Below are 13,026 nucleotides of genomic sequence, written 5' to 3'. Positions count from 1 at the left end.
GTGCTGTGATAGAGGAATCAACGGGTGAACAAGATCAACGCGGCCAATCTACCGGACGGGACCAAGGCGCAACGCGTCTACCTGCATCTGCACGATCAAATCACCGAAGGCCAGCTTTCGGCGGGGGAAACACTACCCGGTGAGCAGCGGCTGGCCGAAAAATTCAGCGTCTCGCGAGTGACGATACGGCGAGCGCTGGACGCGCTTTCACGCAATGGCCTGATCGAGCGTCAGGCGGGTAGTGGTACCCGGGTTTCCGGCCAATCCACCCTGGGTGCACCCGCAGCGATGGATTTCAACACGCTCATGCCGCAGCTGGTCGAAATGGGGCAGAGCACAACCGCGCGGCTATTATCGTTTTCGTACGGCAAAGCTCCGGAGGTGGTGGCGAAGGCCATGGGGCTTCCGAGCGACCATCAGGTGCAGATCGCAACACGGGTGCGTTTGACTGATGACGTCCCGTTTTCGCATCTGACGACCTATGTGCCCGCTGTGATTGCGCAGAACTACTCGGAAAGTGACCTCGCCACGACTCCGCTGTTCAAACTTCTGGAGCGCAGCGGCGTGCAGATTGAACAGGCGCATCAGACCGTCTCCGCAACATTGGCGGGGCCTGACGTGGCTGAGGCATTGGGCGTTGCTGTCGGCTCAGCTCTGCTATCGCTTAAGCGCATCGTTCGGGATGTCGAAGGAAATGGGGTCGAGTATCTATCTGGCCTCTATCGTTCTGACATGTTTCGGCTCGAGATGCCTTTGGCGCGTGTGGGAACCGGTTCATCCCGGCATTGGGAGCCTGCGATCGGACGCAGCGAGGAGGCCGGGAAATGAGCGCGCCGCGCACCATGCTCGATAAACTCTGGGCCTCGCACGAGGTTCTGAGGCGCGAGGATGGTGTGTCGCTACTTTGGGTTGATCGCCACTTAGTGCATGAAGGGTCTCATCACGCCTTTGCCAAGCTGGCAGAACGCGGCTTATCCGTGGCTGAACCTGCCCTTACGTTTGCGGTGGCAGATCATTACGCGCCCACAAGAAACCGAGACCGGATCGCCGATCCAAAGATCGCCCGGATGATCGAAACCTTGCGAAACAACGCGTCGGACCACAACATCAGACTTTTTGATCTGAGCGACCCGTCGCAGGGCATCGTTCACGTAATCGGGCCCGAGTTGGGTCTGACATTGCCCGGGCTGCTTATCAATTGCGGGGACAGCCACACATCCACTCACGGGGCATTTGGCGCATTGGCTTTCGGCATCGGGGCGACAGAGGTTGCGCATGTTTTGGCCACGCAGACGGTCTGGCAGAGGAAACCCAAGGCCATGCGCATAAGCGTCGAGGGGCATTTGGGGTTCGGCGTCACTGCCAAGGACATTGCCCTGAACTGGATTGCGCAGTTGGGCAGCGGCGGTGCGCAGGGCCACGCGATTGAGTATGCAGGTCAGACAATTCGGGATTTGTCGATGGAAGGGCGCATGACACTGTGCAACCTCTCAATCGAAGGCGGGGCACGGTTTGGCATGGTCGCGCCGGATGAGATCACGTTTGCCTATCTCGAAGGGCGCGAATACGCGCCTTCGGGCGCAGATCTGCAAAGAGCGCAACAGGCGTGGCGCGGCCTGACCACGGACGAAGGGGCAGTTTTCGATCGCGAGGTTACGCTGAGCGCAGCTGACATCGCACCAACCGTGACGTGGGGCACCAGCCCGGAACAGGCCCTGCCCATAACGGCCAACATCCCCAGTCCAGACGCCACTGATCCAGCAAAGTCAAATTCAGCACAAGAAGCATTGGAGTACATGGCATTGAGGCCGGGGCAGCCTTTGGACGGTATCCCGGTGGATCAGGTGTTTATCGGCTCCTGCACGAATGGGCGGATTGAAGATCTTCGCGAGGCTGCTCTGGTGTTGTCTGGGCGCCAGGCGCGTGTACCGGGGCTTGTCGCGCCCGGTTCGGCGCGGGTAAAGGCCCAGGCCGAAGCCGAAGGGTTGGACAGGATATTCCAAGATGCCGGGTTGGAGTGGGCAGCGTCAGGTTGCTCTATGTGCGTTGGCATGAATGGCGACGTTGTGGCCGAGGGCAAGCGCTGTGCATCCTCAACCAACCGCAATTTCAGAGGACGTCAGGGACGGGGCGCGCGAACGCATCTGATGTCCCCGGCGATGGTCGCCGCAGCGGCCGTAACGGGTACAATTACGGATGTAAGGCCGCTTTTGCAGGGCAGGGCGGCGTAATGGCGGGGTGGAGCACTCAACAGGGGCAGGCCCTGGCACTGGCGTTCGATAACATCGACACGGACCAACTGATCCCGGCGCGCTTCATGTCAGTCCCGCGCAGTGAGGGGTATGGCCGCTATTTGCTTCACGACATGCGGCGGGACGACAAGGAACAGATGTCGGCGGATTTCCCGCTGAACCGCCATGAGGGGATCAGCATTCTGGTCGCCGGACATAACTTTGGCAGCGGCTCGTCGCGCGAGGCGGCGGTTTATGCGCTTGTCGACGCAGGCATTCGCGCGGTCATCGCACCCAGTTTTGGCGACATCTTCGCAAACAACGCCATCAACAACGGCCTCCTGCCCGCTCGTGTCGACGCTGAGAAGGTAGCGCAACTGCAGCAGGCGCTGAAAGATGCCCCATGCCTTGCGTCGATTGATCTGACCGAGAGCCGCCTGACCCTCGGGGACATAACACTGACCTTTGAGTTGGACGAAGGATGGCGTGTGAAGCTGATCAACGGCTGGGACGACATCGATCTGACCCAGCAACATACGCAAGCGATCAGTGCTCATAGGGATAACCGCAACAAGGCCGCCCCTTGGGCCTGGCCGAACAAACCGGAATAGGACACGTCGCGCAAAGACGACGCAATACGGGTCAAGAGACCTGAAATTAGGGGAAACCAGGAAAATGCCCCTGAAACACGTGGAGGAAAAAATATGAAGATGAACGCATTGGCTGGCCTTTTGGCAGGGGCCGTGATCGTCGCCGGAACGGCCAAAGCCGAAGAAACGATCTCGGCGGTTCACGCCTTTCCCGAAACGCTGATCTATACCCAAAGCTTTCTGGACTTTGTCGACAAGGTAAACGAAGCGGGCAAAGGGGTCATTCAGATCGATGTGCGCGGCGGGCCGGAAGCGATTGGCATGTTCCAACAGCCCGATGCGGTGCGCGACGGGATCGTTGACATGGTTTACACGCCGGGCTCGTTCTACGGTGGTGCGCTGCCCGAGAAAGATGCGATGGTCGCGTCGAACCTGACCGCGATCGAGACCCGCGAAAATGGCGGAACGGAACTGATCGACCAGATTCATCAGGACAAAATGGGCCTGAAATACCTCGGCTGGTTCGACAGCGGAGTCTGCTACAACCTTTGGACCCGTAACGAACCCAGTTTCGATGCTGACGGCAATCTGGAAGTCGAAGGGTTGAAGCTGCGCGGCAACAACGTCTACAACGCTTTCTTCACCAATTACCTTGGTGCGCAAGTAATCGACCTGCCCACGGGCGAGGTCTACTCGGCCCTGCAGCGTGGTGTCGTTGATGCGACAGGCTGGACCCAGATCGGCTTGATTGACCTGAAGTGGAACGAGTTCCTGAACTACCGCATCGAACCATGCTTCTTCTCGACTGATCTCGGCGTCATTGTGAACCTTGATCGCTGGAACTCGCTGTCTGAAGAGGCGCGCACGATCCTGCAAGACGTTGCGATCCAACACGAAAAAGACAGTGTTGAAGCCCTGCGCAGCAAACGTGACGAAGACTTTGCGGCCCTGGACGCTGCAGGCATGACGGTTGTCACGCTGGAAGGGGAGGCAAAGGCAAACTACCTTGCTGCGGCCCGAGAAAAGACATGGGAGCGTATGAAGGGCCTTATGGCCGAGCAGCCCGGCGGCACCGATAACTATGATCGCCTGATCGAACTGTTCTACAATCTCGACGCTGCGAACTAAGACCACCGACAGGCCCGTCCCAGACGGGCGGGCCTTTCACTACTAGGGGCAGAGCAGGCGGGATGATGAAAAGGATCTACGACGCAGTGCTGTTTGGCATGGCCATTATCGCTGGTCTATTGCTGGTTTGGCTGATGCTGTCCGTCATCACGTCAGTTCTGATGCGAAATGCCGGGCTGCAACCCTTTGCTTGGCTGTTTACGTCTGCAGAATACGGGCTGTTGTACATGACCATGCTGGGCGCGCCTTGGCTGGTACGGGAAAAGGGCCACGTCCACATCGAACTGGTGACGGCCGCGCTGCCTGTTGGTTTGCGCCGGATTGTCAGCCGTACGGTGGCAGCCGCCTGCGTGCTGGTCTGCCTGATCCTCGCCTGGCAAGGGGCTGATCTGGTCCTGACGAATATCGAGCGCGGGGACTATGACACCCGCGCTTACTATTTCCCCCGATGGATGCTGACGATCGCCTTTCCGCTATCGTTTGGAATGATGGCGGTCGAGTTTTCGCGCTTTGTCTGCGGGCCTGAGCTGATGCACAGCGGAGAAGCAGGGATACACGAATAATGGAGTGGTACGAAGCGCTTGCCCTGCTGCTTGGGTCGATCGTGTTCCTGATGGCCATCGGAATGCCCGTGGCACTGGCTTTTCTTGCAGCCAACATTCTGGGGGCCTGGGTCTTTATGGGGGGGGAGCGTGGCGTCACGCAACTCCTCAACAACGGGCTGGGCGCATTGACCAAATACGCGTTGATGCCAATCCCGCTATTCTTATTGATGGGTGAGATATTCTTCCACACCGGGTTGGGTGGGCGCATGTTCAGCGCGATAGATAAACTGCTTGGCCGACTGCCGGGACGGCTGAGTTATGTGACGGTTCTAGGCGGCACCGCGTTTTCAACGTTGTCGGGGTCGTCGATGGGCTCAACCGCGCTTTTGGGGTCGCTCATGGTCCCCGAAATGAACCGCCGCGGCTACAAATCATACATGAGCATTGGACCAATTTTGGGAACCGGTGGTTTGGCGATCATCATCCCGCCCTCGGCGCTTGCCGTTCTATTGGCCACGCTTGCGCAGATAGATGTCGCAGCACTGCTGATAGCCGGAGTCATTCCCGGTCTGATACTCGCCTTGTTCTACATCGGCACGATCTGGCTCCAGACTCGGTTGGATCCCGAGGCGGCTCCTGCGTACGACGTCGAGCCCATGTCGTTGGCGTACCGCCTGAAACTGCTCATGACTGAGGTCGTGCCGATGGTTGGTGTCATGGTCGTGATTATCGTCTTGATGATCCGTGGCTTTGTCACCCCATCCGAGGCAGCAGCGTTTGGCGCATTAGGCGTATTGATCCTGGCCGCGATTTTTCGTTGCCTTTCGTGGGAGGCGATCAAAAAGTCGGTCATCGGCGCTCTCAAGGTCACGCTGATGGCCTATTTGATCGTATTCGGCTCGGCCACGTTCAGCCAGCTTTTGGCATTCTCCGGAGCATCGCGAGGACTGGTGAGTTGGGCCATCGCGTTTGAACTTGCTCCATTGGCCATGCTGACGGTGATGTTCGCTGTCTTGTTGTTACTTGGCATGTTCATGGAACAGATTTCGATCATGTTGCTGACCGTGCCAATCTTCTTTCCACTGGCGCAGACACTCGGGTTTGATCCGATCTGGTTCGGTCTGATCATGTTGCTCTCGCTCGAAATCAGCTTCACCACGCCACCATTTGGGTTGTTGCTGTTTGTGATGAAAGGTGTCGCACCGCCTGGCACAACGATGCGCGAAATCTATACGTCCGCTTTCCCGTTTATTTTCTGCTCAATCCTGCTGGTCGTTCTATTGATCGTTTTCCCAAACCTGGCTTTGTTCCTGCCGTCCTTGTGAGGCAGTTTTTTTGTGGAAGATGGATGAATGCCCTTGCAAAGGCCACTGATCGACAGTGCGGACGTTTTTTACGACGACGCACAGGCAAGACTCTGTAAGCAATCCGCGCTGAACTCGCTTTGAATAAATTCAAACGGCAGCTTTGTCCGCAGTCCTACAATCAGTAAAGCGACTGGGAACGTCCGGAATGCGCTGGATTGCGGCGTGCTGCACATGCGAAAGCGGGAAGCTTGGCGAATGGCAGCAACGGGCTCGAAGCAGACGTTCGGTTAATTCCGCTGAACGACCGCCTTGCGGGACTTAGCGGCTATTCGCGACGTCGACACGAAAGTCAGGTTTGCCTAAAAGAATGGCTCTTGAAAGCTTGAGGCTTACCTTGCCCAGACCGGTGTCAAATCATTTCAATTGCACGATTCAACTTTCATGCTCCGACGCCTGATATTCTTCCGACATCAAACTCCGCAACACGTCCACAGCCTGATCTGTCATGGGCGCGTGCCTGTTTGCGGGCCAGGCAACCGCGGTTGTAACGATTGAGATGTCCTCAGCCAACGGCGCGACCCGAACGTTTTCAGGTGCCAAACGCCTCATTGACCCCGGTACAAGTGCCAATCCCTGTCCGCAACTGACATACGCGAGTTGCGAGGAAATGGAACGCACCTCGTGCAGTATCCTCGGGCTCAACCCATGCAGCCGGCACGCCGATACGATACTGTCGAAATAGACGGGGCTCACCTTTCGTGACGACATGACAAGGGGGCTGTCAGCGATATCGGACAAAGGTACTTGCTCCGCACCTGCGTCAGGGTGATCGGCAGGCATCGCGACCCATAGCTTGTCGAAGGTCACTGGAAACGCATCAAGACCGTCGCCGGGAGCGCCATCCAAACGATAGAATGCCATATCCAAAGCGCCGCTGATCAAGCCCGGTGCAGCCTCGACACTGTCGATTTCATGGATTGAAACTGTCAGATGCGGAAGGGCCTCGCGAAGGCTGCACATCCACTGCGGTATGATATCGGTCATGGCCGAGGTTATGGCCCCGACGTTCAGAATCCCGGATTGACCGGCGGCGACCTCTCTGACGGTGCGCTCCAGATCCGCAACCTGATCCATGAATTTTCGCGCGGCTGGCAAAAGCGCCACTCCCGCAGCCGTGAGTTTTGTGCCGCGTCTGGATCTGTCGAACAATGTCACACCAAGCGCAGCCTCAAGCGTTTTGATATGTTCAGACAAAGGTGGTTGCGTCATTCCAAGCCGCTCGGCGGCACGCCCGAAATGTCCCTCTTCGGCAACGGCCAAAAACATCCACAATTGACGGTTCAGCCGAAAATCAACCTGCATTTTCACCATGCCCTTTCATTCGCAAAAACTATCACAGAAATCTTTTAACAGGATTTTCCAGTTTAGACATGATGTGGCAAAATCTCGGGCAGATCCTTGGAAACGTCAGGCATTGCCCTGCCTCCCCAAACCGCCTGCTGTCTGTCAGGCAAGGAAAACGAGCCATGACCAAACACCCGGAATTCCACAATATTGATGATTGCAGTGACGCGATCGTACGGCAACTGGCGGACGGATTGTCAGCGCATATCTACCCAGGCGATCAGGCGATGATTTCCGTCGTCACGGTCGAGCCGGGCGCATCTGGAAGCCTGCACCAGCACCCGGAAGAACAATGGGGCATGTGTCTTGAAGGGTCTGGTATCCGAGTTCAGGGTGACCAGGAAATCCCGTTTGCAAAGGGCGATTTCTGGCGCACACCTGGTGGCGTACCGCACACGATGCGCGCAGGCGCCGATGGATGTCGCGTTCTGGATATCTTTGCGCCGCCGCGCGATGAATATCGCAAGCCTGGTTCCGGGTTCGGAGCAGGCTGAGCCGTGCCGGTTACGCAGCACATGGCCGAGTTCCGTCGGCTTTCCACCGAGGAAATGGCCGCTTGGGCAGGGGCGGAGGCCGCCGCTGTCTCTGATTGTCTTGACCGGGCGCAGGCGATGGAGGGGGGTATCCAGCCACTGGCCCCGAACATGCGCCTGGTTGGTCAGGCCCGCACAGTCCGTTGCACCGTGGGTGACAACAGTGCACTGCATGCCGCGCTTGATCTGGTAGAGCGAGGCGATGTCTTGGTTGCGGATGCGGGAGGTTTTCTGGGCAACGCCGTTTGGGGCGGGTTGATGACCGAAGCGGCGCGGCGGAAAGGCATCGCGGGGCTGGTCATTGACGGGGCCGTGCGCGACCGGTCCGATATTACGGCCAGTGCCTTCCCATGTTTTACCCGAGGGACCGTTCCCGCCGGCCCGCACAAGAATTTTGGGGGCGAAATAGACGGCCCAATTGCCTGCGGCGGCGTGGCCGTATGCCCCGGTGACCTTGTGGTGGCGGATGGGGACGGTGTGACAATCGTTCCCTTGTCTCGTGTCGAAATCGTACTTGGCGCATATCGATCTTTGAAGGCGAAGGAAGCCCGTGCGTTGGCTGCGCTTGATAACGGCGGTACGCTCGCAGAAATCTATGGCATACCCGAGGTCACGCGTTTGGAAAGGAAAACCGGATGAGTCCCGAGTGTCCGCAAACCATGCGCAGGCTCTACGTTGATGGCACTGAAGTGAATGTCTCCGCACTCCGACGAAAGGGCGAGCAAGCCCCTATACTATTCCTGCACGGCTTTGGCTCGACCAAAGAGGATTACGCAGATATTCAACGCTACCGGGACTTCGATCAGCGCGGGATCTTGGCATATGACGCCCCGGGATGCGGTCGGACGTCCTGTGACGACCTCAGCCGCGTTGACATCCCCTTTCTCGTCAACACCGCCCTTGCCATGCTGGACGCGGAGGGGATCGATCGCTTTCATCTTGTGGGCCATTCAATGGGTGGCCTCACGGCTTTGATGCTGGCGAGCGCCTATCCGGACCGTGTCCTGAGTTTTTGCGACATAGAAGGCAACATCGCGCCCGAGGACTGTTTCCTCAGCCGTCAGATTCATGACCACCCGGCTGAAAGCCCCGAAGCGTTTATGAATGACTTCATCGAACGCGCCCGCGGGGCACCTGCTTGGTCGAGCCCACTCTATGCCGCCAGTCTGGCGCATAAAGTACGCCCAGAGGCGGTGCGCGGTATCTTCACCTCGATGGTCGATCTGTCGGACAATGCTGGGCTGATGGAACGGTTTCTCGGCCTGCCGTGCCCGAAGATGTTCATGTACGGTGATCAGAATGCTTCTCTGAGTTATTTGCCCCACATTGCGGCCCAAGGCGTGGAACTCGCTGAAATTCCGGACTGCGGCCATTTTCCGATGTACGCGAACCCACCTGAAATGTGGCGCCGAATTAGCCAGTTTATCACCCGTAGCGAGGCTACGCAGTAACCTCGTTTGCAACGAATGATTGCTGCGGTCCTATGTATGATAAAGTATTTCTGAAGCTGACCTGCATGCGTCGCGCCGCATTGGGTACAATGGGCTCATCGCAGACCTCGGAGGCAGCGCAGCATTCCGTGATAAAATTTTTCGGTCAACGTCGGGTTGTCGTTGTGGGCGGGTATGGCGGACCGGAGGATCAACCATGGAAACCCCAAATTTACCTGCCATTCGTGCTCTTCGCCCAGCTTGGAACACAGGACGCATCGTCGGCCAGAAGCGACCGCTGAAACCAAAGCATGTCTGGGCAAACCGAGTTCGCCTCGAGCTTGCCGAAAACCATCGCGATCTTGCGCTCTTCAACATGGCAATATGCACAGATTGTCCGCGATTGGGTCACATCGATCGGCCTCGAAGCAAGCGCTTACGGAACCCATTCTATGAGGAGAACAAAGGTCACTCAGATCTACAAAAAGACCGGAAACCTACGCGCTGTTCACCTTCTTCTTGGCCATACTAAGATGGACAGTACAGTCCGGTATCTCGGCGTCGAACTCGAGGATGCCTTGGCCATCGCTGAAGCCATTGAGATTTAACACTCACAGGTCGCTCTCGCGGGCGGCCGAGAGCTGCCGTTCATTGCTCAGCTTTTTCACTGCAATGCAGCGCGGCAAAGCCGCCATTGGCCGCATCTGCGAGAATTTCAACCTGTTGACATCGCGTTTTGCGGAACGGATTTGACTGGAGATCCGCTCGAAGGCTAGAGCGCACCTTGCCGATCCTGGCTGGGAGGATGCCCAAAAAGTTTGCGGTAGTCGCGGCTGAAATTTGCTGGGTCCCCATAGCCTATAGTATGAGCCGTTTGAGCCACCGTGAAACCCTGTGCGCTCAGCAAACCCTTAGCGCGGAGCAACTTCTGTCGTTTGAAATATTGCGATGGTGGATAGCCGGTGACGCTTCTGAAATAGCGATGCAATGTCGCCGGGCTCATTCCGGCACGGGCAGCAAGCGCATTTGTGTCTAGCCGTGCTTCATCCTGGTTTTCGGCCCACCGCAAAAGCTCCGCGATGCGCGCCTCCGGCTGACCCATTTGCGTCAGGGCCATCAGCACTCGGCCATGATTGTCGCTCAGGGCGTGGAACAATACCTCGCGAATTGTGCCTGAGCCCAAGGCTTGCGCTTGCGGTGGCGTACAGAGTTGGTGCACCAGGCGCGCGATGGCGTCAGCCATGGGGGATTGTACCTGCAAGGGTTCGACACCCTGATGCGTTGACAGATCTGCACGGGTCTGGGCCCGAATAGGGACGACGGTGCTTAACTCTGACAGCGTAGTTGGGCATAGCGAGATGAAGAGACCGCACAGCGGTACATCCGGTGACGCCTGCGTTTCGCACTCGAAAACCAGCGGCAGGCCCAACGCAAGATAGGATCCCGCGCCATATTCAAAACGCCGACCGTTCAGGAAACCGATCTTTTTGCCTGACAGCATGATGGCTAGACCAGGGGGATAATGCAGAGGCTCACGCGGGATCGCCCGGTCCGTAAAGAAGAAGCGAACATGATCAAAGTCCGTGTCGTTGAAGCCGCCCGGCGTGCAATTCCGGTATCGTGTCAGAAGCGCATCCGCTGCGCCGGTGAGAGCATCGTGCATGACATTTTCTCTTTGTTTGTCGCGTAACTTAACAGAACACTTGGGCGTTTTTAGGTCTCAGCGAAGAAAATGATAGAATCTGACAGATTCCTGAGAGCCGCTGACATTCCGCACTACGGCGGCAGCGCCTACCTCCCGGTCATCAGAGACAAGGAGGCCACAATGCCAGATGCACAAATCCCTGAAGAAAAGCTTACTGTTGTGAAGTACCTCGCGAACTTCGCGGTCAAGCCGATGTTTCGCACCCCGGTGCACAAGACGCCTGCCGATCATGGTATCCCTGAGTGGCAAGACATTACTTTCCAATCCGACGATGGCACACCGCTCGAAGGCTGGTATGTGCCTGCTGTAGGTGGCGAGAGCGACAAGCTGATCATTATGAACCACCCGATGCCCATGAGCCGATCTGGCTTTACGGGCCATTGGGGCGAGCCGTGGAGCGGCGTCGACGACATCGAGATCGACTTTGTCGCGCATATCGCGCATCTCGCACGCGCTGGCTACAACGTTCTTGCCTATGACCTACGAAACCATGGCAATTCTGGCGCAGCAAACGGCGGCATTTGCGGCATCGGTCGCTATGAATGGCGTGACTGCGTCGGGGCGAAGGCTTATGTCGACTCCGATCCCAAGCTGTCGAAGATGAAGCTCGGCCTTTACAGCCAATGCACCGGTGGCAACGCCCAGTACGAGGCCATGTCACGCCGACCTGATATGTTTGAGAACGTTCTCTGCATGCTGAGCCCGCTGGTCGTGTCGATGACTTCGCTCATGGGCGAGTTTGCCAAGCTGCAGGGCGTTAGCGAGTACATGGAGCAAATGGATTTCGAGCAAAAGAAGCTCGGCGGCTTCACCAATGCTGAAATGACACCACATGATTTCGCAGGCGCTGTGAAGGTCCCGACCTTTGTGGTGCAGGTCAAAGACGACGCTTGGACGACGCAAGAGGACGGTCAGAAGACATTTGACCTTCTCGGCACCAATGAAAAGGAGATGTTCTGGATCGAAGGCACCACGCGCCGTTTCGATGGCTACAATTACTTCGGCGAGCACCCCGAGCGCATGGTCGCGTGGTTCGACAAGTACATGAACTGAGGGTGTCTGAGATGCCAAATGCATACATCATCAATGCCCACCACTACTATGAGTTCGCCCCTGGCGGACTCAACGGAGAAATCGTCCGCCGCATGACCGAGCAGCTCACTGCGAAGGGGTATGAGGTCAAGGCCACCTCGACCGATGAGGCCTGGGATGTCGAGGAAGAGCTGAAGCAGCACCAATGGGCAGATGTGATCATCGTGCAGTCACCGGTCAACTGGATGGGCGTTCCATGGCCAATGAAGAAGTTCATGGATGAGGTCTATACGGCCGGTATGGCCGGAGCGCTTTGCCTCTATGACGGACGCAGCTCGAAGGCCCCGAAGGAGGGATACGGATCCGGTGGCGCTTTGGTTGGGAAGAAGTACATGCTGTCGCTGACCTTCAACGCGCCGCGGGAAGCCTTCGACGATCCCTCACAGTACCTGTTCCAAGGCAAAAGCGTCGACGATCTCTGGCTCCCAATGCACATGAACTTTCGGTTCTTCGCAATGGAGGCTCTGCCGACATTCGCGTGCTACGATGTGATGAAGAACCCAGAAATCGAAGCGGATTTTGAACGCCTGACGGCACATCTAGGCGAGAATTTCTAGGTGCAATAGGCCTCATCCGACCGGATTGAGGAGGGCGATGGGTGCCAATGTGCGGCCCCGCCGTTCCTCTGAATTACCAGAAGCAGAGTTGCAACCGCCTCAGCCTACTGTTCAGCAAGGCCATGAGAAGTCGGAAACGTGACTGCAAGTAAGTGTTGTTTGCGCCTAGCCGTCCAGGCGCGGTAGATCGGATCGCAGATCCACAGATCCCGCAGAAGCCCCGTCGCACCTTTTCAGACGATTGGTACCGACGCACTGCATCCTTTCCTTCGACCGTAGCCGTTTGTTCAAGGCCGCCGCAGAGATCGTTTCGCACTTGTCCTGCAACCTGCAAAAAACCAAGGCCGGCTGGTCCGAAGAGGAGATCCTGCCCATATGTAAGCGGCTCAGGCCAAGTATCGAAAGCGGCAGCGCCTTTGAGAACACCCGCATGTCCGATGTGGAAACCGCCGTTGAAGTCACCTCGACCATCGACGGTTTTCTGGAATAGCCGGTACTTCTTTT

Annotated in this window: 14 protein-coding genes and 1 pseudogene; 13 read left to right on the top strand and 2 right to left on the bottom strand. The window is 57.3% G+C overall.

The features are described 5' to 3' along the window. Positions 1–24 precede the first annotated feature (24 nt). From J7416_RS16595 to J7416_RS16570, 6 genes are all read left to right on the top strand, one after another. Positions 25–828 carry a GntR family transcriptional regulator gene (locus tag J7416_RS16595; protein WP_209226369.1) on the top strand — a complete coding sequence of 268 codons (804 nt, stop codon included), beginning with the start codon at positions 25–27 and terminating at the stop codon, positions 826–828. Next, entirely contained in the window at positions 825–2,231 is a 1,407-nt protein-coding gene (gene leuC / locus J7416_RS16590; protein WP_209226367.1) for a 3-isopropylmalate dehydratase large subunit, read from the top strand. The genes J7416_RS16595 and leuC overlap by 4 nt, the downstream gene beginning before the upstream one ends. Next, on the top strand, positions 2,231–2,842 hold the full coding sequence (gene leuD / locus J7416_RS16585) for a 3-isopropylmalate dehydratase small subunit (protein WP_209226366.1): 612 nt from the start codon (positions 2,231–2,233) through the stop codon (positions 2,840–2,842). Before leuC ends, leuD begins: the two co-directional genes overlap by 1 nt. A gap of 99 nt (positions 2,843–2,941) precedes the next feature. Beyond that, positions 2,942–3,949 carry a TRAP transporter substrate-binding protein DctP gene (gene dctP, locus J7416_RS16580; RefSeq protein ID WP_247744355.1) on the top strand — a complete coding sequence of 336 codons (1,008 nt, stop codon included), beginning with the start codon at positions 2,942–2,944 and terminating at the stop codon, positions 3,947–3,949. A gap of 62 nt (positions 3,950–4,011) precedes the next feature. Next, positions 4,012–4,512, top strand: a complete 501-nt coding sequence (locus J7416_RS16575) for a TRAP transporter small permease (RefSeq protein WP_247744340.1) — start codon at positions 4,012–4,014, stop codon at positions 4,510–4,512. Further along, the gene (locus tag J7416_RS16570) at positions 4,512–5,819 is read left to right on the top strand and encodes a TRAP transporter large permease subunit (RefSeq protein WP_209226363.1); all 1,308 of its coding nucleotides are present in this window, start codon (positions 4,512–4,514) and stop codon (positions 5,817–5,819) included. Before J7416_RS16575 ends, J7416_RS16570 begins: the two co-directional genes overlap by 1 nt. A gap of 414 nt (positions 5,820–6,233) precedes the next feature. Here J7416_RS16570 and J7416_RS16565 read toward each other — a convergent pair whose 3' ends face one another. Then, on the bottom strand, positions 6,234–7,163 hold the full coding sequence (locus J7416_RS16565; protein WP_209226362.1) for a LysR substrate-binding domain-containing protein: 930 nt from the start codon (positions 7,161–7,163) through the stop codon (positions 6,234–6,236). Positions 7,164–7,327: 164 nt separating this feature from the next. Between J7416_RS16565 and J7416_RS16560 the strand changes: the two genes are divergently transcribed. The 4 genes and pseudogenes from J7416_RS16560 to J7416_RS16545 all read left to right on the top strand — a co-directional run bounded on the left by J7416_RS16560 (position 7,328) and on the right by J7416_RS16545 (position 9,776). Next, entirely contained in the window at positions 7,328–7,699 is a 372-nt protein-coding gene (locus J7416_RS16560) for a cupin domain-containing protein (RefSeq protein ID WP_209226360.1), read from the top strand. A gap of 3 nt (positions 7,700–7,702) precedes the next feature. Then, positions 7,703–8,377 carry an RraA family protein gene (locus J7416_RS16555; protein ID WP_209226358.1) on the top strand — a complete coding sequence of 225 codons (675 nt, stop codon included), beginning with the start codon at positions 7,703–7,705 and terminating at the stop codon, positions 8,375–8,377. Continuing rightward, positions 8,374–9,189, top strand: a complete 816-nt coding sequence (locus tag J7416_RS16550) for an alpha/beta hydrolase (protein ID WP_209226357.1) — start codon at positions 8,374–8,376, stop codon at positions 9,187–9,189. Before J7416_RS16555 ends, J7416_RS16550 begins: the two co-directional genes overlap by 4 nt. A gap of 196 nt (positions 9,190–9,385) precedes the next feature. Beyond that, positions 9,386–9,776, top strand: a pseudogene (locus J7416_RS16545) (tyrosine-type recombinase/integrase). Positions 9,777–9,940: 164 nt separating this feature from the next. Here the strand turns inward: J7416_RS16545 and J7416_RS16540 are convergent. Next, the gene (locus J7416_RS16540) at positions 9,941–10,831 is read right to left on the bottom strand and encodes an AraC family transcriptional regulator (RefSeq protein ID WP_209226355.1); all 891 of its coding nucleotides are present in this window, start codon (positions 10,829–10,831) and stop codon (positions 9,941–9,943) included. A 162-nt stretch (positions 10,832–10,993) separates the two neighbouring features. Between J7416_RS16540 and J7416_RS16535 the strand changes: the two genes are divergently transcribed. From J7416_RS16535 to J7416_RS16525, 3 genes are all read left to right on the top strand, one after another. Continuing rightward, positions 10,994–11,926, top strand: a complete 933-nt coding sequence (locus tag J7416_RS16535) for an alpha/beta hydrolase (RefSeq protein WP_209226354.1) — start codon at positions 10,994–10,996, stop codon at positions 11,924–11,926. Positions 11,927–11,937: 11 nt separating this feature from the next. After that, a complete protein-coding gene (locus J7416_RS16530) occupies positions 11,938–12,522 on the top strand; it encodes an NAD(P)H-dependent oxidoreductase (RefSeq protein ID WP_209226353.1) in 585 nt (194 codons plus the stop codon). Between the two features lie 241 nt (positions 12,523–12,763). Next, complete coding sequence (locus tag J7416_RS16525; RefSeq protein WP_209226352.1) at positions 12,764–13,012, top strand: hypothetical protein; 249 nt, start codon at positions 12,764–12,766, stop codon at positions 13,010–13,012. Positions 13,013–13,026 lie beyond the last annotated feature (14 nt).

The organism is Ruegeria sp. R14_0 (assembly GCF_017743975.1).
Taxonomy (GTDB): domain Bacteria; phylum Pseudomonadota; class Alphaproteobacteria; order Rhodobacterales; family Rhodobacteraceae; genus Ruegeria.
Note: the sequence above shows the minus strand (reverse complement) of the source record. Positions and strands in the feature narration are given on the sequence as shown.